Annotated in this window: 21 protein-coding genes; 7 read left to right on the top strand and 14 right to left on the bottom strand. The window is 55.9% G+C overall.

The genetic code is table 11. The annotated features are described in order from the left end of the window. Positions 1 to 163 precede the first annotated feature (163 nt). Positions 164 to 631 (top strand): hypothetical protein, encoded by a 468-nt coding sequence (locus tag ACR0B7_RS11985; RefSeq protein ID WP_480681543.1) that lies wholly within the window; start codon positions 164 to 166, stop codon positions 629 to 631. A gap of 12 nt (positions 632 to 643) precedes the next feature. Here ACR0B7_RS11985 and ACR0B7_RS11980 read toward each other — a convergent pair whose 3' ends face one another. Both ACR0B7_RS11980 and ACR0B7_RS11975 read right to left on the bottom strand, forming a co-directional pair. Beyond that, positions 644 to 3,394, bottom strand: a complete 2,751-nt coding sequence (locus ACR0B7_RS11980) for an AsmA family protein (protein ID WP_170418569.1) — start codon at positions 3,392 to 3,394, stop codon at positions 644 to 646. Between the two features lie 122 nt (positions 3,395 to 3,516). After that, positions 3,517 to 4,389, bottom strand: a complete 873-nt coding sequence (locus tag ACR0B7_RS11975; RefSeq protein WP_170418572.1) for a LysR family transcriptional regulator — start codon at positions 4,387 to 4,389, stop codon at positions 3,517 to 3,519. 162 nt (positions 4,390 to 4,551) lie between these two features. Between ACR0B7_RS11975 and ACR0B7_RS11970 the strand changes: the two genes are divergently transcribed. Beyond that, positions 4,552 to 4,818 (top strand): DUF4242 domain-containing protein, encoded by a 267-nt coding sequence (locus ACR0B7_RS11970; protein WP_170418575.1) that lies wholly within the window; start codon positions 4,552 to 4,554, stop codon positions 4,816 to 4,818. Positions 4,819 to 5,443: 625 nt separating this feature from the next. On the opposite strand, the gene ACR0B7_RS11965 is transcribed toward ACR0B7_RS11970, so the two are convergent. The 7 genes from ACR0B7_RS11965 to ACR0B7_RS11935 form a co-directional block, all read right to left on the bottom strand. After that, positions 5,444 to 6,478 (bottom strand): NADP-dependent oxidoreductase, encoded by a 1,035-nt coding sequence (locus ACR0B7_RS11965; RefSeq protein WP_170486543.1) that lies wholly within the window; start codon positions 6,476 to 6,478, stop codon positions 5,444 to 5,446. Positions 6,479 to 6,690: 212 nt separating this feature from the next. Next, positions 6,691 to 7,248, bottom strand: coding sequence for a hypothetical protein (locus tag ACR0B7_RS11960; protein WP_170486544.1), 558 nt, complete (start codon positions 7,246 to 7,248; stop codon positions 6,691 to 6,693). Positions 7,249 to 7,289: 41 nt separating this feature from the next. Then, positions 7,290 to 9,014, bottom strand: coding sequence for an amidohydrolase (locus tag ACR0B7_RS11955; RefSeq protein ID WP_170418583.1), 1,725 nt, complete (start codon positions 9,012 to 9,014; stop codon positions 7,290 to 7,292). A gap of 235 nt (positions 9,015 to 9,249) precedes the next feature. After that, the gene (locus tag ACR0B7_RS11950; protein WP_480681615.1) at positions 9,250 to 9,747 is read right to left on the bottom strand and encodes a DUF3299 domain-containing protein; all 498 of its coding nucleotides are present in this window, start codon (positions 9,745 to 9,747) and stop codon (positions 9,250 to 9,252) included. A 435-nt stretch (positions 9,748 to 10,182) separates the two neighbouring features. Beyond that, complete coding sequence (locus ACR0B7_RS11945; RefSeq protein WP_170418588.1) at positions 10,183 to 11,010, bottom strand: hypothetical protein; 828 nt, start codon at positions 11,008 to 11,010, stop codon at positions 10,183 to 10,185. A 47-nt stretch (positions 11,011 to 11,057) separates the two neighbouring features. Then, positions 11,058 to 11,483, bottom strand: coding sequence for an antibiotic biosynthesis monooxygenase (locus ACR0B7_RS11940; protein ID WP_170418591.1), 426 nt, complete (start codon positions 11,481 to 11,483; stop codon positions 11,058 to 11,060). 146 nt (positions 11,484 to 11,629) lie between these two features. After that, complete coding sequence (locus ACR0B7_RS11935) at positions 11,630 to 13,372, bottom strand: amidohydrolase family protein (protein ID WP_170576763.1); 1,743 nt, start codon at positions 13,370 to 13,372, stop codon at positions 11,630 to 11,632. A gap of 486 nt (positions 13,373 to 13,858) precedes the next feature. On the opposite strand from ACR0B7_RS11935, the gene ACR0B7_RS11930 reads away from it, so the two are divergent. Genes ACR0B7_RS11930 through ACR0B7_RS11910 form a run of 5 tightly spaced genes read left to right on the top strand, consistent with a single transcriptional unit; the run spans position 13,859 to position 18,686 of the window. After that, positions 13,859 to 14,626 (top strand): SDR family NAD(P)-dependent oxidoreductase, encoded by a 768-nt coding sequence (locus ACR0B7_RS11930; RefSeq protein WP_170486482.1) that lies wholly within the window; start codon positions 13,859 to 13,861, stop codon positions 14,624 to 14,626. Continuing rightward, positions 14,626 to 15,408, top strand: a complete 783-nt coding sequence (locus ACR0B7_RS11925; protein ID WP_170576764.1) for an enoyl-CoA hydratase-related protein — start codon at positions 14,626 to 14,628, stop codon at positions 15,406 to 15,408. The genes ACR0B7_RS11930 and ACR0B7_RS11925 overlap by 1 nt, the downstream gene beginning before the upstream one ends. A 9-nt stretch (positions 15,409 to 15,417) precedes the next feature. Next, positions 15,418 to 16,626 carry an acetyl-CoA C-acetyltransferase gene (locus tag ACR0B7_RS11920; protein ID WP_170560244.1) on the top strand — a complete coding sequence of 403 codons (1,209 nt, stop codon included), beginning with the start codon at positions 15,418 to 15,420 and terminating at the stop codon, positions 16,624 to 16,626. 3 nt (positions 16,627 to 16,629) lie between these two features. Continuing rightward, positions 16,630 to 17,508, top strand: coding sequence for an enoyl-CoA hydratase-related protein (locus ACR0B7_RS11915; protein WP_170486485.1), 879 nt, complete (start codon positions 16,630 to 16,632; stop codon positions 17,506 to 17,508). Between the two features lie 23 nt (positions 17,509 to 17,531). Beyond that, positions 17,532 to 18,686, top strand: coding sequence for an acyl-CoA dehydrogenase family protein (locus tag ACR0B7_RS11910; RefSeq protein WP_170486486.1), 1,155 nt, complete (start codon positions 17,532 to 17,534; stop codon positions 18,684 to 18,686). Positions 18,687 to 19,031: 345 nt separating this feature from the next. Here ACR0B7_RS11910 and ACR0B7_RS11905 read toward each other — a convergent pair whose 3' ends face one another. The 5 genes from ACR0B7_RS11905 to ACR0B7_RS11885 form a co-directional block, all read right to left on the bottom strand. After that, positions 19,032 to 20,348 carry an aminotransferase class III-fold pyridoxal phosphate-dependent enzyme gene (locus tag ACR0B7_RS11905; RefSeq protein ID WP_170486487.1) on the bottom strand — a complete coding sequence of 439 codons (1,317 nt, stop codon included), beginning with the start codon at positions 20,346 to 20,348 and terminating at the stop codon, positions 19,032 to 19,034. Between the two features lie 217 nt (positions 20,349 to 20,565). Beyond that, a complete protein-coding gene (locus ACR0B7_RS11900) occupies positions 20,566 to 21,519 on the bottom strand; it encodes an agmatinase (protein WP_170486488.1) in 954 nt (317 codons plus the stop codon). Between the two features lie 18 nt (positions 21,520 to 21,537). Beyond that, a complete protein-coding gene (locus tag ACR0B7_RS11895) occupies positions 21,538 to 22,311 on the bottom strand; it encodes an SDR family oxidoreductase (RefSeq protein WP_170486489.1) in 774 nt (257 codons plus the stop codon). Continuing rightward, complete coding sequence (locus ACR0B7_RS11890; protein WP_170486490.1) at positions 22,304 to 23,680, bottom strand: aminotransferase class III-fold pyridoxal phosphate-dependent enzyme; 1,377 nt, start codon at positions 23,678 to 23,680, stop codon at positions 22,304 to 22,306. Before ACR0B7_RS11890 ends, ACR0B7_RS11895 begins: the two co-directional genes overlap by 8 nt. Then, positions 23,677 to 24,951: a M20 family metallo-hydrolase gene (locus tag ACR0B7_RS11885; RefSeq protein WP_170486491.1), complete on the bottom strand. Its 1,275-nt coding sequence runs from the start codon at positions 24,949 to 24,951 to the stop codon at positions 23,677 to 23,679. Before ACR0B7_RS11885 ends, ACR0B7_RS11890 begins: the two co-directional genes overlap by 4 nt. Positions 24,952 to 25,006 lie beyond the last annotated feature (55 nt).

Here is a 25,006-nt window from a genome sequence, read left to right as displayed (position 1 = left end):
GCAAAACCGCTGCTCTTGCGAATTGACCGCCCAGCCAAAATCCAAGCCCAGAATTCTCTGGCAAGAATAGTATTGGCCCTGCGAAAACAGTTCTGATTTACTGACTTTGGAACAAGATACGAGGTGCCGGATGCGCAAATGGGGTCTAACCGCAGTCGTCTTAATGTCCGCAAGTTCAGTACTTGGCGCTGGCATGGAACGGTGGGGCGAGTCTGGCGACTGGACGATCTTGATTGATCCTGAAAAGGGCAACGGGTGTCTCGCGTGGAAGCAATTCGGCGATGGAATGACGGTCGAAATCGGCGCGGCCCCCAATCAGCAAGGTGGTTTTTTCGCGGCCTATAACCCGGCGTGGGAGCAGATCGAAGACGGTGCCACAGGTCTGGTAAATTTCGATTTTGGCGATGCGAAGTTCGCTGGGGACGCGGTTGGCACCTTCAAGAACGGAGTCCCCGGCGGTTATGCGTTCTTCGATAACCCCGAGTTTGTAAGTGAATTCGGGAAACGACAGGGCGTTACAATAACCGGCGAAAGCGGGACTTCGGTCCAGCTTGACCTGAGTGGCTCTGCAAAAGCGATTGAAGCTGTACAGGCTTGTCAGGCAGAACAGCCCAAACCGCTCACGGAATGAAACTGCGGCCAGCTATTGCAGTTGTTGCAGGTCTGGAACGCAGGGTTGTCGTTGCGCCGGCATTTCATCTGCGCTGCCTGACACGGACTGTCTTGACCCGCCTACGTCCAGCTTGAACTTTGGTGCTGAAAGCTGGCCATTGACTTCAATGGGCCAAGCGCTTCGGGAAAGTGGTTTTCCAACGCGGCGCGGTTCCGCCCTGAGCGCGATTGTATCATTTGCCCAGTCTACCTGTCCTTTCGCGACCAACTGAACGGAACCGGTTTCTATCACGATGGACTCCGAATAAACCCGTCCAGCGTCAATGCGAACCGGGGCCACAACGCACGTAATGTCAGTGTATCCCTGACGAAGTTCTTCCGAGAACAGCCACGGGAAGATACCAAGCCCCGCCAGTTCTAGAAGGCTGGTGCTGATATAGCCCTGAGACATAGAGAGCGCCGCCTTTCCTTGCATCGAGTTCAAGAAGGCTTTGCCCGAAGCAAGACTGCCAGCGACGTTGAAGTCCCCACTGAGACGCCCATACGCGTCAATTCCAATCCCTAACTCGTCAAGGATTTCGCCGAATTCCCACCCGGATGTTGAACCGGACAATGATACCCAATCCGGCGATTCAAGCAGGTCCACGACCGCCCTCAGACTGAAATTGCCCCCGCCATAACTAATTTGCAGCGGCCCGGCATCCACAACTCCGTCTTTGGCAGTCAAATCGCTTGTGACGGCAGTCACACCTTTCTGGCCAACGATTTCTTTGAATTCGATCGCCACCTCGACATCTGCCTCAGCAAGCATGCGCTGAACGTCCAGAAGATCAGCCGGCTTGCCCTTTTTCTCCGGCAGGACCAGGGGCTGCACTGCCGGGTCATCATCGTCAGAAAGTACCAGTGGTTGGGTTTCAGAATCCGTTTTTGGCCTATTGCCCCCGACCAGGCTTTTGAGTTGGTTCAACGCAGCAGTCAGGTTTTTCAGGTCGTTCAGATCAAGCCTCTCGCTGGTCAGACCGCCACGAACAACAGTTCCCGATCCGGGAAAGCTCGCGTCCAAAGCTGTCTGAATTTGAGAAGACCCGGCTTCAAACACGACCGACGCCTGAAACGCGTCGGCCTGCCTTGTCGTTTCCGCGCTGATAGAAAGCGCACCAGTCTCAACAGGTTCCAATTCGAGAGCAGTCAGAAATGTCGCCCCGTCGCCCAGATCAAGGTCAATATCAAAATCCAGACCCGACAAACCTTTTAGCTCACTCACGGAAAGCGCAAGATCCATCGCCCAAAGGTCAGTTCCATAACTGGTTGCGTTCAGTTTGTTGAGTGAAACCGGACCGCCCTCGTTCGACAGACTAAAATCGGCTTTTATTCCGCCGAACTGATCAACGAACTGCGCGTCTACATCTGGCAGAAGCAGATTCACGGGACCGTTCAAAGTCCCCTCGAACGTGACATCCTCAAGCTGAAGCAGGTCGAGAATTTCACCTTGGGCCACAAGGATTGGGTTTTCGATCGGACCGGCCTGTAACGTCAAACCTAACATGGCCAACCGACCATCCGGCATACGGCGCACACGTTCGATAGAGGCAGGGCCGATAACGTCCAGCCCCTGATCGAATGCGTTGGTCTCGAACAGCAGCTTCTCAAACTTGAACGAGGACGGCGCCCCGACCAAATGCATCTCAAGCGCAGTGAACTTTAGGTCTTGTATTTTCTTGGCCGCTTCGGGCGGCTGGCCTTCGGGAAAGAGGCGCGCGTCAAATACCATATCAACGCCTTGAACCGTATAGAGGTCTTCGACCGATCCTTCTGCGGTTAGCTGTTGACCTTCCTCAAGACTGATGGATGTCGAAAAGGTATCTACTTTGAGAACATCCTGAGACACGATCTCGGCGTGGAACTGGCCGTTGCCTTCAAGAACGCGCTCAAGACCAAGCACATCGAGAAAATCGCCGAATTCACCCGTGTCCATCTGCAACGCCGCTTGAAATCCACCACCCTGAGCTTCATCCAACGGCTCACCATCGAAGCTGGCTGTCATTTCGCCAAAACTGGCGCGTGTGGTGAACGGCGCTCCGCGTGGATAATCGCCCTCGATCCCGAAGCTCTGGCCATTTACAAACCCCATTCCAGAGACTGTCGTTCGCTGTTCACCATCAACCTGATCCAAGGCCAGAGACTCGAGGTCGAACACAAAAGAAAACCCTGAAACCTTGTCATCGACCTTCAAACCAATAGACGTGAAAGTCACATTCTTGTCGCTGAGAAAGGCAAGAATGCCACTGTTCGGTTCAGTGTTCGTGGCCGGAGTGACCTCCATCTCCTGAGGTTCACGACTGGGCTCTGCCTCGGCGCTTTCAGGCGGCGTTTTTGTGCGAGGCCGCTTTGTTGACCAACTTGTTGTGCCATCGGCCGCAGTCAGCAAATTTGTCTGTAGCCCTTCAACCACCAAATTGTCGAATTGCAAACGCCCATTGGCAAGCGCCGCGACATCAAGCTCCAGCTCAAGCAGCTTTAACTCTGCAAGAGCCGTATCGGGAAAGGTCTGGCTTGGTATGACCACCCCTCCGACATAGATGCTGGTGATACGTCCGAGTGCGACACTGACATCATCGTTGACCAGCAGCGTGCGCCCGATCTGATCCGAAAGGACTTGTTCGACCAGACCACGCCGCATGTCCGAGAAAAGCGGCGCCGCAAACAACAACCAGATCGAAGCGACCGCTACGACAACGAACAGAACGACAGCGCCTATAATTCTTTTCAGCCAAGTCCCCATGACCCCTCCCCAGGCATCTTCCTGAGGGTCGAGTTTATCAGCAAATCAAATTTCGCCAATATTTCTCGTCTGTTGGCCAATTTTGGTGGTTTTCCTGGTGCGCAGGGCCAAGCTCGATACGCTTACCCCGGCCACGCAAACGAATGCGACGCCCGCATCAACGCATCCAGAGCAGGGGAATATTTGCGGCCCGGAACAGTGAAGGCGGCGATCGTGCGTTCGACATCCGGTTGAACAAGCGGCCGCTGCATCAGCCCCGGCAGGGTAACCGAATATTCCGGCATGAACGCAAACCCGATACCTGCTGCGACCATTGCCTGAATCCAGTCCTCACGCTCGGAACGGAAACGCGCATAAAGTTCCACGCCCTTCGTCTGGCAAACCGACATCACCATTTCTCGCAGCTCACAGGCCAGTCGGTCCACGTAGTTTTCGCCCGACAGTTCTTTCAACGGAACTGAATTGAGCTGCCTCAATCGATGATCCGGTGAAAAAACGACAACATACCTTTCGGTGTATAGGGCATGTGCCCGGAATTCTTCCTCAAGCTCGTTTGTCAATGTCATGAAGGCAACGTCGATTTCCCCCTCGACCAGCATGTCCTTCAGCTTTGAGGCGCTCGCTTCATTGACCGACAGTTCCAATCCACTGTGACTTTTTTCAAATTGCGCCAGAAAACGGGCGAGGCGCACGTGGCCGATCGTTGAAAGAACACCCAGCCGTAATGGTACTTTTTCCAAAAGCCTGAAGTTCTGGGCCAACATCCGAGTCGCGGCGGCCTCGTCAACGATGTGCTGCAGGTGCGGCAACATCGTTCGGCCAAAATCGCTGATCAGGATTTTCCGGCCTTCTCGATGAAACACCTGTGCGCCAAGCTCAGCCTCAAGCGACTTTACCCCTTTGGTAAGGGCTGGTTGGCTCACATTACACTCTGCCGCAGCCTTCGTGAAATTCAGGTGTTTGGCCGCAGACAAAACATATCTGATCTGAGACATCTCCATCTTTGGGACCTCTCTTTTCCGATGTCAGTCGGCCAACAGGATACACGTTTTTACTCAAACCTGGAGTTATTAAGCCATAAAGGATCGGTAGTTCCCTCTTTCATAGCCCCGTGGTGCAATGGAGCCATCGGTTTCACAGGACAGAAAGGAAGAACAATGTCTGTTTTCATGGTCGAAAGAAACCTCAAGGGCATCAGTATGGAAGACCTTGGCGCAGCCCAGCAAGCGGCGATTGGCACCGCAGCACGCATGACCGCAGATGGCGACAAAATAAGCTATGTCCGATCAACTTTTGCGCCCGAGGACGGCCGCTGCATGTGCCTGTTTGAAGGCGAAAGCGCCGAACAGGTTCGTCGCCTGAACGACACGGCCGGGCTGCCGTATGACAAGGTTGTGGCGGCGATGGATTTGACCCCGCAGTAAATCGGAATTGGCAGTCAGACCCCTAGTGTTTTCAAATTCAGCCGGATGATGCACTCTATCCCAACCACCAAACTGGAACGGAGAGTCCAATGCGCTGCCAGGCAAGGATGCTTTTGTCGGTCGCAACCATCTTTCTGGCGGCGTCCGCACAAAGCGGCGTTGCCGCAGATTGCGCTGGCACAGGCGGGGTCGCAGTGGATATTCGCGGAACCACCGTCTGTGCATTTGCCGGGGACTCCTGCCCCAACGGGTGGAGCAATTACCAGTCCTTGAAACAGTGGGTTCCAAGAACATGTGGCGGCACCCAATGCACCGGAAAAGATGTGTGCACAACCCGACAAGGCTGGTCCCGCTCCATTCCAAAGTGCATCTTTGAAAGCGGCAGAAACTCTCAGGGCGATTGCACAAGAAGGAATGAGTGTCAGGCGCAGAAAGTGCGGCGCACAGCGTGCGTTAGAAACTAGCAATCCACTTGTAGCTTGGTTTCCCTGAATGCCCTGCTCTGCACAATCGGACATCACAATCGGATAATGCCGGCTGCATCCAATATCAAAGATCTAAGGATGTTCCCGACCGAAAAAGGATGACCCAGTTCAGGTTTCACTCAACAGGGTCATCCGTCATTTCAGGATCCCACGTTTACCACCATTTTACCGAAGTTACCGCCCTGCAACAGTTGGTTCAGCGCCTCTGGAGCGTTCTCCAGACCTTCGACCATATGCTCTTTGTACTTTACCGAGCCATCTTTGATCCAACCCGTCATGTCGCGACTGAATTCGTGATACACAGATTGCGGAAAACTGTCGAAGATGATGAAACCCTGCATCTTAACCTTCATCCGCAACAGGGTTCCCATGATATTGGGTCCCATATCGGGTCCGTCAGGCAGGTCAGTCAGGTTGTACCACGCAACTATGCCGCAGACAGGAATGCGTGCGAACGGATTCAAAAGAGGCAGAACGGCATACAGGACTTTACCACCCACGTTCTCAAAATAGACGTCGATACCCTCAGGACAGGCCGAGGCAAGCTGTGCGGCAAAATCATCAGCACGGTGGTCAATACACGCGTCAAAACCCAGATTTTCGACGACATGTGCACATTTGTCTGCCCCGCCTGCAATGCCGACAACCCGACATCCCTTGAGCTTAGCAATCTGCCCTACCGTAGCACCCACCGGGCCGGCAGCCGCTGCGACAACTACTGTTTCACCTGGCTTCGGCTCTCCGATCTTGAGAAGACCCGCATATGCCGTGTAGCCGGGCATACCCAATATCCCCAGCGCCCAAGACGGATTTTGGGGCGACTTGCCAAGGTTGATAACTTGGGTTCCGTCGGAAATCGCATAGTCCTGCCAACCACTCCCGGACAGAACATAGTCGCCCGGTTCAAATCCATTGAGGTTAGAGATGACAACCTGCCCAACCACCTGGGCGGTCATGACCCCGCCTATGGCAACGGGTTCCGCATAGGATTTGGCATCATTCATCCGCCCGCGCATATAAGGATCAAGTGACAGAAAAACGGTACGAACCAGCATTTCACCTTCGCCAGGTGTCGGCACTTCGCTCGTTTCCATCCGCAGCGTGTTCGCATCAGGCAAGCCTACTGGACGCTCGTTCAGAACAATCCTTCGGTTGGTTTCGGCTGTCTGGGGCATCTATTTCTCCTTATGGTGCTACGTGTTGGTCTAAATCGCATAAGTGCTGTTCGTATTGCACGACCTACTATTAGTGACCGGTTTGAGCGGGCACTGACAAGAACTAAAAGGACTGAGAGAGTTTCACGGCACCCGACGCCGAACTGCATTTCGTGCCCGGCATCGATAGCCCTGCTTTGTTTACCCCAATAGTTCTCAACACATCACAAATTTCAAGGTTTGTACGAAGCCTCGGTTATCCCTCCAAAAACCGCCGAGAGGGCATTACCGGCTTGAGGCTGGGAAACAATCAAAAGCTCGTTTTCGACCATCGCGGCGAAGTCCAGATCGTGCCGCCAACCTGAATGAAGCACGTTTACCGTTGTCGTAACGTCGTAGTCTGAAATCGTTTTCAGCTCGGCAGCCGCCAGAACTTCGTGTGCGCGGTCTCCGCCGTGGAAACGTATCGCGGCAACTTCGATTGCCAGCAGGATCGTAAGTGTGTCTCCGTCCTGCAAACTAGAAGCAACCGACGGCGCCATTTCCTGCGCGAGCTGGTTTAGGGATTGCACTGACCAGGAATGATAGGAAATACCGGGCCGCCTCAAATACGGCCTCGCTTGGACCAATCCTGAGGAGCGCGCCTCCATATCCGCAGTAAAAGCTACCTTTGCCTCCGGGTGACGCTCGAAAAGCATGGCCCATTGCAGTGGATTGCCACAGGCAATCGCCTGGCTCGTCAATCCAATCACCAAACTTGTCGCAAGCAAGGCTCTTAGAATGTAGGTCACTTCAGTCCTCCTCCCGAAGTTGGCTTTTCATCCCGGGATATTTACTGTTTCGTATGATCCCAAGTTATGTTGCCATCCATGATGGTATAGAGCACATCGACTTCCGAAATGTCGTTCGGGTCGATGTCGTAGAGGTTTTGGGACAAGACGACCAAATCGGCTTTCTTCCCGACTTCCAAGCTGCCGATCTCGCTGTCCAATCCCATGCCGTATGCTGAATCTATGGTATGTGCACGCAGCGCTTGGTCGAGTGACATCTTTGCTTCATCACCGCCAAGGGGGGCTATGTTTTTACGACCGTCCAGAGTGCGCGTGACACCGGCTTCTATGGCTGCAAGCGGCCGGTACTCGGACACGTAGCCCGAAACGGGCCAATCTGACCCGAAAGAGAACTTTCCACCCTCAGAAAGAACGCGTGTCGTCGGAAAGGCGAGGTCTACGCGCTCTGGCCCCACTCTGCTTGTTGCTATTGATTGCATCAACGGATCAAAACTCATCCAAGCGCCCGAAGAGTCGTATGTGACACCAAGCTGACCGAAACGCGCGTAATCGTCCGGATGAATGTAAACTCCGTGGGTGATTTTGTGACGCCGATCCCTTTGCGGATTAACCTCGATTGCGGCTTCTACTGCGTCAAGAAGTCTGCGAACAGCAAGGTCTCCGAAACAGTGACAGGTCACATCGACCCCAGCCGCATCTGCGCGGATAACGGCGTCCTGCATCACATCGTAGGGGATAATGGGCTGTGGGACATTTTCTGGTTTGTCAGAATAGGGTTCGACCATGAGCGCGGTCCATTTGTCATCGCCACCATCCATGTTGATCTTGAGGTATCGCGCCTTAACAAGGTCGGAATTAAACTTCTCACGCAATTCCAGGGTTCCTGGCAGCGGATCGACATTGCCGTCATTCCAATAGTACGAACCAACAACCCTGAGAGGCAAATCTCCTGCGGCTTCAAAGTCGGTCAGCATTTGAAACCCTTCGTCCTGACCCATGCCTTGAATGCCATGGTCATGAATCGAAGTGATACCGGCAGCCGCGAAACGGTTTATCCAAACCTCAACGCCGTCCTTCATAAACTCAGGCGAGATTTCCATCAGCGCCGAGAGAACCTGAAGCTGCGCGGGAATTTCCACGATCCAACCGGTCGGGTTTCCTTCTGTGTCGCGTTCAAAGAACGAAAACCCCGGGACCGTGTCTGGTGTATCCTTGTCAATACCCGCAAGTTCCAAAGCCTTGGAATTTGCCCAAGCCGCGTGGCCATCTATCGCCCAAAAGTAAACCGGACGTTCAGACTCGATTTCGTCCAGCATGGCCGCCGTCGGATTCCCGTCAGTCCACGGATTAAAGCGCACACCGTACCCAAGAATAAGATCATCCTTGTTCGTCTCAACTTCTTCGCGGATCAACGCGAAAAGCTCATCCTTGTCATCCGTTTGTAAATCCACCCCAAGCATGATGAGGCCACCGGCAACGGCATGAATATGACCATCCACGAAACCCGGCAGCACCATCGCACCGCCAAGGTCGATAACCTCGGTTCCCAGCCCTATGACATTTGGAAGCCCCTCGGCATTGCCCACATAGACAATTTCTCCATCTTCTATTCCGATGGCTTCGGCGACTGTCCCGCTTTCGTCCATTGTGTGGATCGCGCCATTTATCAATGCGTAATCAGCGGTTGGATTCTCACGCCCTGTCTGCGCTGAAACTACAGTCGCCAGCAGGCTTGCGGCCGTGGCCAAGAGTACCGTGCTACGCATGAATTACTAACTCCCCACTATTTCAATTTGTTCTAACGAAGAATGAGACACCAATCTTTTTTTGTCTGCTGGTATCTCCGGTAAGGTATCGTGCAGCATCAAAATTTCCAGCGTTCAGGCCCAAAGCTGTTCCCTTCCTTTGCTTTGGTCGTTTTACCAACGGACAAACCCAGAGACACCGGCATGGGCTTAAGCCCCGCAGCGACGTGGCCGGAAACTTGATTTGCCGACACACCTAGCCATCGAAAGAATGAACGCTTCGAGCCTCTAGGCCGTAGTTTGACTCTACCTTCAAAGCGCCATCGTAGAATGACACATCGCTTAGCCGTTCTTCTGCATGTAACTCGCCCTCAATCCAGAATGCTTCAAAGATCGAACTGAACTCGACACCCTCAGGATAAACAACGTGAATGACCTGATTGGGAGGTGGCGCTGGCGTATGAACGCAAGACCCGGCAACAGGCACGAAAAGAAACTCGGTCACAACACCGCCGCTAAGTGTCAGCGGGACGATGTAACCCGGAATCCTTATTGTTTTACCGAGGATATTCGGATTTGGGCCACGGCCATTCGCACTGTTTTGGGCGATGATCTTGCGGCGCTCTCGCATGAGATTTTCCACGTCAACATTGTGCCTGTTCAAAAGGGCAATTGCTGCTTCATGCTCAGCTAGAAACCCCTGATCAGAGCGCTCTGATACACTGGAAGTCCGCCAGCGCACGTGTGTCCGCATAGCTTCCAATTGCGGAGCGGGCAGTGACGCAAACGGCAACTCGAGAGATTTAAGCGGAGGCAAAAGTTCCTGCCAGTTGACTGCTAAGTGACTTTGAGAGGTAAGGTCTATGCCGGAAATACCTGAGCTGGGCGAGGCGTCTATCTGGTGCGTACCCTGGCCAAACCTCGGAGCGCCCGAAGGTGAGCCCCCAGTCAAATACTGAACAGTTTCAGCAAGGCCAATCCGTGGAGATAGCTGCAAAAAGATGCATAGAACCAGTGCAACAAAGCCGCGGGCCATTTTCGAGTATCGGTTACATTCTGCCATTGTTGCTTTCCCAAAAATGGTCTGCGAGGCGGGCACTCAATCCTTGGGTTGAATCACATTCCAACTTAGCTCTTTTCGTGGCCTTGCAGCCAGAGATGGCCGGAGTTCTGGCGAATTTGTTGTCGATCAGAAAAAGAACGAAAGGCCAATTTTGACTTGCCGATCTGGACCACCGTCAGGTCTACGCTCCAAAAAGTAGTACCCCAAGCTTACATCCATGGCCGTCCCCTCGGATTCATTGATTATTGACGTCTTGCCAGCAGTTAAACCCAACGGAACCGCCCATGCTTCGTCATTTCCCAAGGCATTCCAGTTGTAGGAAATGACGTTATTGTACCCAACGTACCAACCTTCGCCCAACCCGTAGGTCAGAATTGGCTGCAGGATGCTAACGCTAAAGTCGTCTTCGCCCCACATGTGCGCGACCACTGCGCCCCATGAGAGTTCGCCCGCCTGTCCAAATACCACAAACGCAGGTCCAGCGCCCCAACCGGCACCGGCCAGCGCATCATTTGTGTGGGTTGGCATCGAAACCTGCAGGCCATATCCGACTGCAATCCCGCTCGCGCCGGGTGTCGGCGCATAAAACGCCTGTACCGTTGAATCGCCTATGCCCCAAGTCAGGTCATCTTCGGGTGAAGGGTCGACGATGCCAGGCGGCAGAACTGCACCCGGCTGCACACCTTGAATAGGGATGATCCCGCGCAACACAAGTGATGCACTTTCAAGTGGCACCGAGTAAACCGGCTGAAGCTGAAAGTTGTAGCTGTCCTCGTCATTTGTGCCGGTCCTGAAAGCGATCGTGTTGTCCGTCATGAGCGCCTTTGTGTCTGCCAGCGGGTTAGCCGCCTTTCGAGCGGCCTCGCATGCGGCGTCACACGCGAAAACACCATCCGGGCGTACAGTAAGCGCTCCTAGGAAAAGCAAGACTAAAATGAAAATCCGAATATTCATGAACAATCCCGTTTTGACTTAGTTCCTGTTTTTTTGGTGCTTTCAGGCTATTGAGGGCGGTCCTGCGCCACGCCTGCAACGGGTTGGCCGATTTCCGCGCCAATGCCTTCAAACAGCCTTTGCTGGTCTTCTGAAAGCTGTGAAAGGGTGATGATCCGTTCAAATTGTGCCAGTTCCATCAGCTTTGGCAGATACGGCTCAATAATCGTCTCGTGCCGTGCGTGAGCCGCGGCATCCAGATAGCGTTCATAGCCATAAACCGTTTCGCCAACCCGAGCGAACTCATAGACTAATAACCCATCATCTGCGGCAGACGCGGCGACCATCTCCTCAGCCAATGCGTCGAACGCTTGTGTGTTTTCATCAACCACTTTCAGGACAGCTATAAAGGCGACTTCACCCGCGTGGCTAACAGATCCTGCCGACAGGCCCGCGACAATTGCCAGAGTAGTCAGGTTGGGTCGAATTTTCACTTCAGCCTCCTTTTACGAGTTCTAACCGCCCCCCAAAATTTGAGTCTGATTGAAAAACAACAGGGTCGTGGGACTGTTTCCAAGGGCAGCATCAGGGCTCCACAAGAGCAGCTAGCGCGTCAATGACGCGCTGGTCGCCATTATTGTCAGATGCCGTCCCGATGCGTGAACCGCCCATCCATAAGCGTGCCTAACACTTTGATGTTCGAGATTTCGCGCGGTTCGACTGCGGTGATGTCCTGATCGAGAACGACGAGGTCGGCATATTTTCCCACCTCGATGGAGCCTATTTTGTCCTCCATCGCTTGCTGAGCCGCAGGATAGATCGTGACCGCTTTCAGCGACTCTTCCAATGAGGCCGGTTTGCGAGACAACGGGAACGGCTTGCTGTCCGGATTTAGCGGGTCCTGCAAGGTCATCGCGATCTCAACATTGAGGAGCGGACCGATCAGATCAATCGGCGCGGATGGCACATCCGAAGAAATCGACACGTTGTGCCCCAATGCCATCAGCGAGGAATAGCGGGCAAAAATCGCCTCGACCTTAGCGCGCCCCAACAAGTCCAACGCGTTTACATCCTGTGCTTCCCAGTCAACGTGGAAAAGTGGGGTCGTGTTCACCATGATCTCGTTTTCGATAACAGTCTCATGGTCCTGATCAGATACCCAGAAATAGTGGTGCAAAAGGTTGTTCGGAACGTCATAGCCAGCTCCGCGCGCGGTCATTATCGCTTCGACAGTATTGCGAACCGTTTGTGATCCGTCGACATGGGTGCCCACCGGCAACCCATTCTGGTTAGCTTGCAAATACACCGAAGTTATCATGGGACCTTCGATGGCAGCCGCACCGCGCGTCGCGGACCCGTCAGCGTAATCGTCCAACATCCACGCCGTTTTTGAACTCCAGTTCCCCTCGGGATGTATCTTGATGCCCCAGATGCGCAACATGTCGCTGTCGTATTGCTCGCGCAACTCAAGTGTGTGCGCGACAATGTCGTCGGCAGTTGCCGTAGGGTCCTTAAAGCCGGTTGCAACGAATGTACGGATCGAAAGCTCGCCGTTCTTTTCTAGTTCGTGCAGATGTGCAAGCGCCAGTTTCTCGTCATCCTTGACCAGCGACAAATCCGTAACCGTTGGCATAGCCATCAAGGGTACGTGAACGGCTGTAATTCCGGTTTTGACAGCCTGATCGTAGAGGTTTTTCTGGATGTCAGGAATTTCACCTGCCGGGTCCCAAGCACCTGCATTTCTAAATGCCGCAGCCCACTGGAACTCAATGCCGATTCCTGTCTGGTTGCCTTCCGCGTCACGCTGCCAGAACATCACGCCCGGCACCTGATCCTCTTCATCAGGGCTAACTTGGCCCGCTTCAAAGGCTTTGGAGTTCATCCAAACATCGTGGATTGTGAAGTCGAGGATAAACGCCGGACGGTCAGAAACGACGGAGTCCAGATCTTCCTTGGTCGGCCAGCCACCATATGAGACCTGGTTGAAGCCGTAGCCAAGGATCAGATCTTCATCCGGGTTTTCGTCTGCATACTTCTTGATCGCTGCCAGCGCTTCTTCAAGCGTTTCAATGCCGAAAAGGCTCACACCGCGCGTTGTCCAGCCGGACGCAATGATATGGTCGTGCCCGGACACGAAGCCCGGCAAAAGGGTGTCGCCATCCAGATCAAATACCTCGGTATTGTCACCAATCAAGGCCTGTGCTCCAGCGGCATCACCCACATAGGAAATCTCGTTACCGGTCACTGCAACCGCCTCGGCACTTGGTGCATCATCGTTCATTGTCAGAACGCTGGCGTTCGTGAACACCATGTCTGCCGTTTGCGCAGTAAGTGCTGTCGCAAACAGCAACGGGATACTTAAAAGCGGTAGATTTTTCAGCATAGGAACCTCCAAGACGAACCGATAATTTGTCATTTTGGATTCACGGTAATGGGAAAGCTCAGAAAAGCAACTGTCCTAAACCCTCCGAATGAATGACATTCACCGATACCAGTGAACAAGCCAGCCGATGCCGATAATTCGATTTGAATTCGTCTAAACCTGGTCTGGACGGGGCTAGTCGTAATCCAAACTACTGACGTCAAAAACCTGGGTTCTTACCTAAGTTCAATGCATGGTTGGCGGCGAACGCTGTGTCATAAACTGAAAAGGTAGAGGAATCCGAACGCAGAGTATTTCGACATTTTGCCGGTTAGAACAGCGACAGGGAACCGCCTTTTGATTGGCCGAACAGCACAAAACAGACCTAGCCGATCAGTACGAATTGTACTGAAGTCGCTGTTCTATGGGTTTCGCCCTATTCCACGTTAACTCCTTGAGAACTAGGTCAGTACGAAAGACAAGGTTTTACTCCTCAAGGATCCCGCTATGGAACTGAACTCTTCGATTTCCGCCGTCATTACCGGTGGCGCCTCTGGTCTTGGTGAAGCCACAGCGCGCGACCTAGCCAGCCACGGTGTCCGGGTCGGCATTTTCGATTTGGACGAAGACCGAGGTGTTGCGTTAGCCGAAGAACTTGGCGGCGCATTTGCCAAGGTCGATGTCTCCGATCTGGCCAGTGTTGAAGCTGGATTTGAAACTATACGCGCCAAAATTGGTCAGGAACGTATCATGGTGAATTGTGCCGGTGTCGGCACGCCGGGCAAGACCATCTCGAAGGGCATTCCGATGGAATCCGCCTTCTTCGACAAGGTTCTCAAAATCAACCTGCTGGGCACCTTCCACTGCGCCTCGAGGTCCGCGCTTGGCATGGTCGCGGCCGATCCGCTGACCCAAGATGGCGAGCGTGGCGTGATCATCAATACCGCGTCGGTCGCGGCCTTTGACGGACAGATGGGCCAGATTGCCTATAGCGCATCGAAGGCGGGTGTCGTTGGCATGACGCTTCCCATGGCCCGCGATTTGTCGCGGGACGGCGTGCGCGTCGTGACAATTGCTCCGGGGCTGTTCAAAACTCCGATGATGGCCGCCCTGCCGCAAGAGGCACAAGATTCGCTTGGCGCTCAGGTACCTTTCCCCGCCCGTCTTGGGCATCCGCCAGAGTTTGCCCAACTGGCCACGCATATCGCCGAAAACAGCATGATGAACGGCGAAACTATCCGTCTGGATGGCTCCATCCGGCTTGGAATTCGCTGATGAGCACTCCGGTGCTCTATGACTTTTCTGGTGATGTGGCAACGCTCACGCTGCATCGCCCAGATGCGGCCAATGCGATGAGCGTGGCTTTGCTTGCCGCGCTCGAATCTGCCGCCTTGCGCGCTGTGGAAGACAAGGCGCGCGCGGTTCTGATCACGGGTTCGGGGGATCGATTCTTCAGCTGTGGTGGCGATCTGGCCGAGATTGTCAACGCCTCAGACCGCGCCGCCTATCTCGACCAGGGATTGAAGCACCTGCATGGCGCAATTGTTGCGCTCTGCGAAATGGATGCGCCTGTCGTCATGGCTCTCAACGGTCAGGCTGCGGGCGGTGGTATGTCGTTAGCCCTGGCTGGAGACTATGCCATCGCCACCCCCGAAATGACCCTGACTCCGGCCTATGCGGCAATTGGTATGTCACCGGATGGCGGGTTAACTGCATCTCTTTCAAGACAGGTGGGTGTGCAACGGGCCAAGTCGATCATCCTGCGCAACCGCAAGCTCACTGCGAATGAGGCACTTGATCTGGGACTTGTTGCCGAAATCGTGCCGAAATGGACCCTCAAAAACCGGGGCCGGGAACTGGCTGACGCGTTTGCTCTGGGACCGACGCTTGCCTACGGCAAGACGAAACGCTTGTGCCAATCGGCGTTGCATACCTCGCTGAGCGGCCAACTCGATGCCGAGGCCGACGCGATCAGAACCTCTATTGCGACCGAAGACAACGAGGTCGCTATGCGCGCCTTTCTGGAAAAACGGCGACCAAAGTTTGCTGGGCGATAGGAGAAAATTATGTCCAACACTGCCTATATTTATGACGCGCTGCGCACCCCGCGCGGCAAGGGCCGCTCTGATGGTGCGTTAAATGAAGTCAAACCTGTAGAACTGGCCGCCGGGGTGCTGCGTGCAGCGCGCGACCGCAATGGCATAGACACCGCCCTTGTCGATGACGTGGTCCTGGGCTGCGTGACCCCGCTTGGCGAACAGGGTGGTGATATTGCTGTCTCCGCTACCCAGCGCGCCGGATATGACGAAAGCGTCGGTGGCGTGCAAATCAACCGCTTCTGTGGCTCGGGCCTTGAGGCGGTGAACGTCGCAACGCAGAAGATCGCGTCAGGTATGGAAGACCTCGTGATCGCGGGGGGTGTGGAAAGCATGTCGCGCGTTAGCATTCTGTCCGATGGCGGAGCGTGGCTTGGCGACCCGGAAACCATGTTGCGCAATGGCTTTGCGCCGCAGGGTGTGGGTGCGGACATGATTGCCACCATCGACGGTTATACCCGAGAGGACGTGGACGCCTTCGCCGTCGAGTCCCAGCGTCGTGCCGCCGCCGCATGGCAACGTCGCGCATTCGACGGGGCCATCGTTCCGGTTGTTGACGAGATTGGCCGCACGATTCTGGCCACCGACGAGCACATGCGCCCAGATGCCACGGTCGAGAGCCTTGGCACACTGAAACTTTCGTTCGCAGCAATGGGAGAGGCGGGGTTCGACGCGGTCATGCTGGCGAAATACAGCGATTATGACGCGGTCAACCATGTGCATCACGCAGGCAATTCGTCCGGCATCGTCGACGGCGCGGCCGCCGTAGTGATCGGGTCCGAGGCCATAGGCACCAAGATCGACGCCAAACCCCGTGCGCGCATCCTTGCAACCGCCGTCACCAGCTCCGAACCGACGATCATGCTTACCGGTCCCGCCCCCGCCTCGCGCAAAGCACTGGCAAAAGCTGGGCTGGCTGTCGAGGACATCGACCTGTTCGAGATCAACGAGGCCTTCGCCAGCGTTGCCATGCGCTTCATGAAAGACATGGAGGTTTCGGCCGACAAGGTGAACGTCAACGGCGGCGCCATCGCCATGGGGCACCCCTTGGGCGCGACTGGCGCGATGATCCTCGGCACCCTATTGGACGAGCTTGAAGCCCGCGACCAGAAACGCGGCCTTGCCACGTTGTGCATCGGCGGTGGCATGGGCATTGCAACCATCATCGAAAGGGTCTGATCCATGGCCAATTACACCTTTGCAATGGGCGATGATGGCATCGCCACAATCACGCTGGATACACAGGGCAAGCCGGTCAACGTGATCGACGCGGATTTCATCCCGATGATGGAGGAAATCCTTGGGTGTCTTGATCGCGAAGCCAACCTCCGGGGCGTGATCATCACCTCGGCCAAGTCCACCTTCTTTGCCGGCGGCGACATCAATATGCTGGCATCAATCGACGATCCGCTCGCCGCATTCGACGTCGCGCAGGGCTTGAAAGACGTTTTGCGCCGACTTGAAACGCTCGGGAAACCAGTGATCGCAGCAATGAATGGTTCCGCCCTTGGTGGAGGGCTTGAGATCGCGCTGGCCTGTCATGGCCGTGTCGCGATGCGGGGAGAAAAGACCCGCTTTGGCCTGCCCGAAGTGGGCCTCGGATTGCTGCCCGGTGCGGGCGGCGTCGTTCGAACCACCCGCATGCTGGGGCTCAAGGCCGCGCTTCCCTTTCTTATGTCTGGCCGCGCCGCAGACGCCGACACAGCGCAAGAGATGGGGCTTGTGGATGTGGTTGTGGATGACGCACAGGCAATGATGGCAGCAGCGCGCGAGCTGATCAACGCACACCCATCGCCTTCCAAACCCTGGGATGAACGGCGCGAACGTATCCCGGGCGGCAATCCTTATCTGAGTGCGATGCCAAGCGTGATTTCCGGCACTTATGCCGCCACCGTGAAAGCCGCCGGCAAAGAACCTGCCCCTCACGCTATCCTGGCCGCCGCAACAGAAGGCGCTGCTGCTGGATTTGCATCCGCTTGCAAAATCGAAAGCCGCTATTTTGCCCAGCTTTGCATCTCGCCCGAAGCCAAGACCAAATTGGCGGCGTTCCTGGCACGATAAAAACGAGAAACGGAGAACACCCGATGACCCTGTTTTCACCCGCCGCAACATGGCAGCAGGAGGAACACCAGATGTTTGCCGACAGTGTCGGCCGGTTTCTAGACGATGAACTGACACCGAACATTGAAACATGGGCCGAAAAGGGACGCGTCGACCGCGAGTTCTGGCGCAAGGCCGGGGAGGCTGGGATCATGGCCGGTTCAATCCCCGAAGCCTTTGGGGGCGTCGAGGGCGGCATCGGATTCGACGCGATCACCGTCTATGAACAGGGTCGCCGCGGCGATACCGGCTGGGGCTACTCGATCCAATCGATCGTGATGCACTACATCACGACCTTTGGCTCGGAGGAGCAAAAGAACCGCTGGCTACCCAAGCTGGTGTCGGGTGAGATAGTCGGGGCAATTGCCATGACTGAACCGGGTACCGGGTCTGACCTGCAAGCCGTGCGGACCAGCGCGGTTAAAGACGGCAATTGCTATCGCATCAACGGCTCGAAAATCTTCATCACCAACGGACAACTGGCCGACTTGATCATCGTCGTGGCCAAGACCGGGGGTGAAGGCGCCAAAGGCACCTCACTGATCGTAATGGAGACTGAGGGCGCCGAAGGCTTCAAACGCGGCAAGAACCTAAAAAAGCTGGGCATGAAGGGCAATGACACGGCTGAACTGTTCTTTGAGGACGTGAAGGTGCCTTTGACCAACCTACTGGGTGCAGACGAGGGTCAGGGCTTCTATCAGCTCATGAAGCAGCTTCCCTGGGAACGTCTGATTATCGCCATCACTGCCCTTGGTGTGATTGACTTTGCCCATGATGAGACCGTGACATACGTTCAGGAACGCAAAGCCTTCGGTAAACGGGTCATGGATTTCCAAAACACGCGTTTCAAACTGGCCGAGATCAAAACCAAAGCCGAATTGCTTCGGTCCTTCATCAACGAGAGCATCATGCTGCTGGAACAGGGCCAACTCACCGCCGAGCGTGCATCGATGGCGAAATACTGGGCCAGCCAGACTCAGAACGAGGTGGTTCACGAATGCCTGCAACTCTTTGGCGGCTATGGCTACATGATGGAATACCCTATCGCGCGGCTCTATGCCGACAGCCGAGTTCAGATGATCTATGGCGGGACAAACGAGATCATGAAGGAGCTGATCGCAAGGTCGATCGACGTCTAACCGCAATAAACACAACAGGAAATGGAGACCGCGCACAATCACGTGCCGTCTCTGTACGTTATTCACATAGAACCGCCCCAAGGCCCTGCTTCCGCCGTAGCCGGGAAAATCGAAGCAATCGCACGTTGTGTCCCCATCAGCGAAGGAAACAGGTACCGCCAAGACAAAGACGAGCAGCCGATCGGCCGCCATGCAGCAGGATCAACGGCGCACCGTTTCCCTCACAGCTGTTAAAATACTGCACAGTGCCAACGGGCAGCGATTGGCTCATTTGAAATACTTCATGCCAAACGCGCCTGATCCTCAAGGGTTTCAAAAGTAAACTGGAGCTCTAGTGGCAGAGTTTCAACCGTCGCAGGTCACACTGCGGATCAAGGCGGCCCGCGACCGGATAACCTCGGCGAAATCGCTGCGAAACGTTCCCATCTCGTCCCGGGTGGTCGCCAGCGAAAGGTTGATCATGCCGCGCCTAGCAAAGAAGTGACCCCGCGCGATCATGTCGAGATGGATCAGGTCCAACAGGTCTTTTGGCGGTTTCTCATCTCCCAGAAGTGGCTTCGTCGGCGGCGAGTCGCGGAAGTGGAACACCATCATCGAGCCCAGTCCGGTGATCGACATTGGCACGTCGATCCCGGCCAACTCGCTTGCTAGGCCTTCACGAAACTGATTACCCGTCTCAAAGAAAGTGTCCGCCACGTCGGGTGTATAGACTTTACTCAGCCCGGCATGGCCGGCTGACATGGTAAGGATATTGTTGTTGAACGTGCCGGCATGCCCCCATGCGTTGGGATGTTCGGGATCAAAGCGGTCCATGATGTCGGCCCGCCCTCCAAAAGCGCCGAAAGTCAATCCGCCGCCAAGGTATTTGCCAAATGTTGTCAGGTCCGGCATGATACCTGTCAGCCCCTGCATCCCTCCGCGGGTGTGTCGCGATGACATGACCTCGTCAAAGATTAACAAAGCGCCAGTTTCTTGTGTGGTTTCGCGCAGGGCCGTCAGGAACTCTTGCGACCCGGGCATGCCGCCGCCCGCACCAACCGTCGGCTCAACGATCACAACCGCCAGCTTGTCGCCAAGGGCACGGATCATGTCCCGAGCCATGTCGGCGTCATTGTAATCGCAATAGTGGAACGGAAACGGCGCGTTCATCTTGCCCGTACCTTCGAAACTCAAGACGCCGCCGTGATAGCCACCGTTCATGACCATGACACCCTCGCGCCCTGTAAAGGCGCGCGCGGCGGAAATGGCCATCATGTTGGACTCCGTGCCGGAATTGGTGAAGCGGATGCGTTCGACCGAATGAAACCGTTCGCACATCAGACGGGCGAACTCGGCTTCAACAAGGTTAGGTCCCCCCAGCACGATCCCCTTGGACAGGGCGTCGCGTACAGCTGCCTCGATCACCGGGTTGCTATGGCCGTAGAGACCGGCGGTATATTCACCAAGAAAATCGGCATAGTCGTTGCCGTCTGCATCCCAAATCCGGGCGCCCTGGCCGCGAATGACGGTAAAAGGAAACGGTCCGTAATGCAGTATCGAGCGGGTATTGCCACCCGGCATGACATTTTGCGCCGCTCTATGACGGGCCAGCGACTGAGGATGTGCTTCGGTAAAAGCCTGCCGTGCTTCGACAATGGCGGTGTTCAAATCAAGGTTTCGCATGTGGCTGCCTTTGCGCTGTTCCACTGTAAAAGTACCCGTTCACGGACTGGTAACGTTGTATTTTCGACGGCCTGCCCGTGCATCTGTGGGCACAAACAAGTCCGTCAAGCAGTAGGTATCTTCCATCCTCTCAAGGGTGCGGAGAACCTGAAAGCGCCAACCAGAGCCAATCCCATTCCATCCGGTCATTTGGGTCTGGCTGGCGCAAGTGTATGGTCTAAACCTTCCTGCCTATTGCGTGAGCGATAAGGCATGTCAGTTCAAACATCAGGTTCGCAGCGGTGACGCTGGTCACACCGGTCGGATCGTAACAGGGGGCAACCTCGCAGATATCGCCGCCGATGATGTCGAGCCCCATCAGCCCCTGAAGGATTTTTTGAACGTCGCGCGGGATGATGCCGCCAATCTCTGGCACAGCTGTGCCAGGGCAGAACGACGGATCGAGCCCATCGATATCAATGGTCACGTAAACCGGACCGCCTTCAAGCGTTTTGCGAATGGTCTCGATCGCGGTTTTTCGGCCCATGTCCTCATAATCATCCATCGGGATCATGGTGAAGCCGGCGTCATAGCCGAACTGGATATCCTCAGGCACGAAGCGCGAACCGCGCAACCCCAACTGCACCGTGCGCTTGGGGTCGATCAGACCTTCTTCGGTCGCACGTCGCATAAAGGTCGCGTGGTTGACCTTGGTGCCACACATCTCGTCCAGCACATCGGCATGGCTGTCGATCTGCAACAGGCCTACAGGTCCATCGGCCGCCAGCGCCCGCAGGATGGGGGTCGGGATGGTGTGGTCACCGCCAATGGCAACGGGCCGGATGTTCAACGCCTTCAGATTTGCAAAGAAATCCTGGATGTTCCGAAGCGACTGTTCGAGGCTCAGCGGATTGACCGTCGCATCCCCCAAATCAGCGATGTTGCACAGTTTGTAGGGTTCCACATCTGTGGTGGGATGCGCCATGCGGATCAACCGGCTTGCATGGCGTACGGCGCCCGGCGCTTCTCGGGGGCCGGAGCGATAGTTCAGGCCGATATCAAACGGAACGCCAACAAGACCGATGTCGATATCCTCGCACGGGTCCACACGTTTGGTGCGCATAAAGGTTGCCACGTCTGAAAAGCGCGGGATCTGGGTTGCGTCGACGGGTTGATACTTGGGGTCAGCCATGGATGAGCTTCCTTTTTGCTAGAGCGGCGCACCAACGGTCAGGTGCGTCCCGCCGTCGATCACCAGCAATTGTCCCGTAATGGTTGGTCCGCCCAAGGCGAACCAACGGGTGGCCTCGGCCACTTCATCCGGGGTCACGATGCGCCCCAAGGGCGCGATGGATGCGGTTTTTGTTTTGAAATCAGCAAGTTCGCCGCTTTCCAGCTTGGGCGCCATCCAATCTGTATCGACAAAACCGGGGCACACGGCATTGACCCGTACCTCCGGTGCAAAGACCCGTGCCAGTGAGAGGGTCATGGTATTCAACGCACCCTTCGAGGCCGCGTAGGCCATGGACGAGCCGATGCCGGAAAACCCCGAATGCGACGAGATATTCACGATCGAACCACCAGCCGCCCGCAAAGGCGCTTCGGCGGCACGACACATCTGGTAACAGCCGGCGACATTCACGGAAAAGATGCGAGTAAAATCATCCGCGCCAAGCGCGGAGAGATCGTTGGCCTCGGCAAAACGCGTTACGCCTGCGTTGTTGACCAGAACATCAATCCGGCCCCAAGTATCCATTGCAGCCTGCACCAACCTGCGACAATCAGCGTCCTCTGAGATGTCGCCTTGCACAGCCTTTGCTTCGACTCCAAAGGCTTTACACTGGCGCACGATTTCGGCCGCACCGTCCTTGTTGCCGCTATAGTTGACCACCACATTCAACCCTTGCAACGCAAGGTCTTTGGCAATTGCCGCGCCAATCCCTGAGGACGCGCCGGTCACGATGGCGGTTTTCCGATCAGACATGGGCGCTCTCCTTCAAATAGGGGGCTGCCTTTACTTCAAAGTCGGCGATAGTGGCTTCGAGGCGCCGCAGGAGATCGTCACATTCATCTGCCGAAATAGTCAACGGCGGTGAGACCAGGAACCAGTCACCATTGGCCCCATTGGCGGTGCGTCGCGAATAGATGATCAAACCGTTCTCCAGCCCGCAGATGCGGATATGTTCGGTCGGCGGGAACTCGGCCGGGAAACTGGTTTTTGTCTCGCGATCCTGTACCAGTTCCATCGCCAGCAACAGCCCACGCCCGCGAATGTCACCAACAGTGGGGTGTTTGGCTGCAATCCGCGCCAGACCTTCGCGCAACTGCTGTCCGCGTTCTCTGGCATTCTGCAACAGGTCATGCGTCATGTATTCGTTCAGCACCGCTATGCCTGTGGCACAGGTAATCGGATTGGCGTTGTAGGTGTGTGAAAAGTTGAAACCGGTCAGCTCGGCCAGCTCATCCACCATAGCTTCAGGCATCAACACCGCGCCCAGTGGCGCATAACCCGCCCCCAACCCCTTGGCCAGAACCACCAGATCGGCGTGGGCGTTGGGGAAGGCGTGGCTGGCCAGAAAATCGCCAGTGCGCCCGGTACCACAGAGAATTTCGTCGTATATCAGATAGATATCATGCTGGTCGCAAATCTCGCGAACGCGGTTCAGGTAGTCCTCCTGCATCTCCAACGCCCCCGTGGCAAGCCCACCTATCGGTTCGACCACAAACGCCAGAACGTTCTCCGCCCCCAACTCTCGGATCTTTTGGTCCAGCGCCTTAGCACAGCCCATACGGTACGACTGCGGGGTTTCGTCGTTGGGCACTCGATATTGCCAGGGCGCGGGTATGCGCTCGGACTTGACTGCAAATCCCTCAAGGAACGGATCAAGCGCCGGGTCTCCGGTAATAGCCAGCGTCGCGATGGTACCTCCGTGATAGCTGGGCGACAGCGTGATAATTTTGCGCTTTTGCCGCGCTCCAGTCGCCAGAACATATTGGCGGAGAAACTTGAGCGCGATTTCCATTGCCTCGGATCCGCCAGAGGCCAGCGCCACCCTTTCATAGCCCGATCCGGCCATCTCTGAAATCATCTGTGTCAGGTCGATATTCGGCTGGTGACGCGCCACGCGGCTATAGGCAAAGTCCATCTCGCGCGCCTGTTGTGCCATCGCCTCGGCCACACGTTGGTTGCCATGCCCGATATTGCTGACCACCGGCCCGGAAGACACATCGATGTATTTGCGCCCCTGCTCGTCCCACATATGCACCCCCTTGGCGCGGGTAATCATCGGAAGGGGAACGATGTTGCTGCGGGAGTAAAATTGGTCCTGCGGACCGCCCAATGGATTGCTCATGCGTCGACTCCGAATGAAACTTCACCATTGGCCGCCGCGATCAGCGTCTCGGCGAGCACTTGCGCCGCCAACGCACAAGCGTCAGGCTTCGCCCACTCAGCCTCGTTGTGACTGATCCCATCGCGGCAAGGGACAAAGATCATGGCGGCAGGCAGAAAACGGGCGATGTTGCACGCATCGTGCCCGGCGCCGGTATACATGCGGCGATAGGGTTTTCCCACGGCAACGGCAGCGGCTTCGATCCTGTCAGCCAGCGCTGTATTGAACGGCACGCCAGGGCGCATCACGTCCAGTTGCAGATCAAGCTGCAACCCGCACGCATCGGCGACCCGCTGCGCCACCTCACGGAACTCACGATCCATCGCTTCCAGCACTTCTCCCTCGGGATGACGCAGATCGACCGAAAAACTCACAACTCCCGGCACGACATTGGGCGAGTTAGGCATGATCTCGGCCTGCCCAACTGTGCCCATGCCCGGCGCGTTTTCGCGGGCGATGCGCTCGGCCTCCAATGCAATCCGCGCCATGCCCATCAAGGCATCCTTGCGCGAAGGCATCGGGGTCGGCCCCGCATGCGCCTCTTGGCCTGTCAGCGTGAGGCGATACCACGAAAACCCTTGCGTCCGATCAACGACGCCCAACATCTCGCCCGCATCCTCAAGCACAGGCCCCTGCTCAATATGCGCCTCAACGTAACAGGCCACATCCCGCCCCGCCATCATTGGCAGGTCGCCAGTGTACCCCATCTGTCTCAACCGGTCCCCGATGGTCCAGCCCTCATCCGAGCGCATCGCCAAAGCCTCATCCAAGGGTAACAACCCGGTCCAGACCTCGGACCCCAGCATCGGGCGAAAGATGCAGCCTTCCTCGTTGGTCCAGTTGACCACCTCGATAGGTGCTTCGGTCTCAACGCTTGCGTCATTCATTGCGCGGATCGCCTCGAGCCCGGCCAATACGCCCAGAACGCCGTCAAACTTGCCGCCGGTAACCTGGGTATCCAGATGGCTGCCACACATCACCACCGGCGCATCCGGGTTGCGCCCTTCGCGGCGGATCACCTGATTGCCGAAACCATCGACATGATGAGAACAGCCAGCCGCCTCAGCCCATGTGCGAAACAGATTGCGCCCTTCGACATCAAGATCGGTAAAGGCAACGCGGTTCGAGCCGCCCTTTGGTGTTTCTCCGATCTGCCCAATCTCCATCAGGGTCTTCCAAAGGCGGGCTTCGTCAACGGTCACAGCCGTTCGGTTGGCGGATTTGAGGGTCATCGCATACCTGCAGTCATTTGGTGGAACAGGTCGCAGGCGCGCAATCGGGCAAACG

This window comes from Ruegeria sp. BB6, from assembly GCF_056539385.1.
The sequence above is the reverse complement of the archived record's forward strand: the minus strand, read 5'-3'. Positions and strand labels throughout refer to the sequence as shown.

What these genes read in the sequence shown, in the direction of transcription:
- ACR0B7_RS11900 (WP_170486488.1), bottom strand. Translation starts at nt 21,519, where the DNA reads ATGGCTGACCCCAAGTATCAACCCGTCGACGCAACCCAGATCCCGCGC.
- ACR0B7_RS11970 (WP_170418575.1), top strand. Translation starts at nt 4,552, where the DNA reads ATGTCTGTTTTCATGGTCGAAAGAAACCTCAAGGGCATCAGTATGGAA.
- ACR0B7_RS11920 (WP_170560244.1), top strand. Translation starts at nt 15,418, where the DNA reads ATGTCCAACACTGCCTATATTTATGACGCGCTGCGCACCCCGCGCGGC.
- ACR0B7_RS11965 (WP_170486543.1), bottom strand. Translation starts at nt 6,478, where the DNA reads ATGCCCCAGACAGCCGAAACCAACCGAAGGATTGTTCTGAACGAGCGT.
- ACR0B7_RS11980 (WP_170418569.1), bottom strand. Translation starts at nt 3,394, where the DNA reads ATGGGGACTTGGCTGAAAAGAATTATAGGCGCTGTCGTTCTGTTCGTT.
- ACR0B7_RS11890 (WP_170486490.1), bottom strand. Translation starts at nt 23,680, where the DNA reads ATGAGCAATCCATTGGGCGGTCCGCAGGACCAATTTTACTCCCGCAGC.
- ACR0B7_RS11945 (WP_170418588.1), bottom strand. Translation starts at nt 11,010, where the DNA reads ATGAATATTCGGATTTTCATTTTAGTCTTGCTTTTCCTAGGAGCGCTT.
- ACR0B7_RS11895 (WP_170486489.1), bottom strand. Translation starts at nt 22,311, where the DNA reads ATGTCTGATCGGAAAACCGCCATCGTGACCGGCGCGTCCTCAGGGATT.
- ACR0B7_RS11925 (WP_170576764.1), top strand. Translation starts at nt 14,626, where the DNA reads ATGAGCACTCCGGTGCTCTATGACTTTTCTGGTGATGTGGCAACGCTC.
- ACR0B7_RS11915 (WP_170486485.1), top strand. Translation starts at nt 16,630, where the DNA reads ATGGCCAATTACACCTTTGCAATGGGCGATGATGGCATCGCCACAATC.
- ACR0B7_RS11905 (WP_170486487.1), bottom strand. Translation starts at nt 20,348, where the DNA reads ATGCGAAACCTTGATTTGAACACCGCCATTGTCGAAGCACGGCAGGCT.
- ACR0B7_RS11950 (WP_480681615.1), bottom strand. Translation starts at nt 9,747, where the DNA reads ATGCGGACACACGTGCGCTGGCGGACTTCCAGTGTATCAGAGCGCTCT.
- ACR0B7_RS11975 (WP_170418572.1), bottom strand. Translation starts at nt 4,389, where the DNA reads ATGTCTCAGATCAGATATGTTTTGTCTGCGGCCAAACACCTGAATTTC.
- ACR0B7_RS11935 (WP_170576763.1), bottom strand. Translation starts at nt 13,372, where the DNA reads ATGCTGAAAAATCTACCGCTTTTAAGTATCCCGTTGCTGTTTGCGACA.
- ACR0B7_RS11910 (WP_170486486.1), top strand. Translation starts at nt 17,532, where the DNA reads ATGACCCTGTTTTCACCCGCCGCAACATGGCAGCAGGAGGAACACCAG.
- ACR0B7_RS11955 (WP_170418583.1), bottom strand. Translation starts at nt 9,014, where the DNA reads ATGCGTAGCACGGTACTCTTGGCCACGGCCGCAAGCCTGCTGGCGACT.
- ACR0B7_RS11885 (WP_170486491.1), bottom strand. Translation starts at nt 24,951, where the DNA reads ATGACCCTCAAATCCGCCAACCGAACGGCTGTGACCGTTGACGAAGCC.
- ACR0B7_RS11985 (WP_480681543.1), top strand. Translation starts at nt 164, where the DNA reads ATGTCCGCAAGTTCAGTACTTGGCGCTGGCATGGAACGGTGGGGCGAG.
- ACR0B7_RS11930 (WP_170486482.1), top strand. Translation starts at nt 13,859, where the DNA reads ATGGAACTGAACTCTTCGATTTCCGCCGTCATTACCGGTGGCGCCTCT.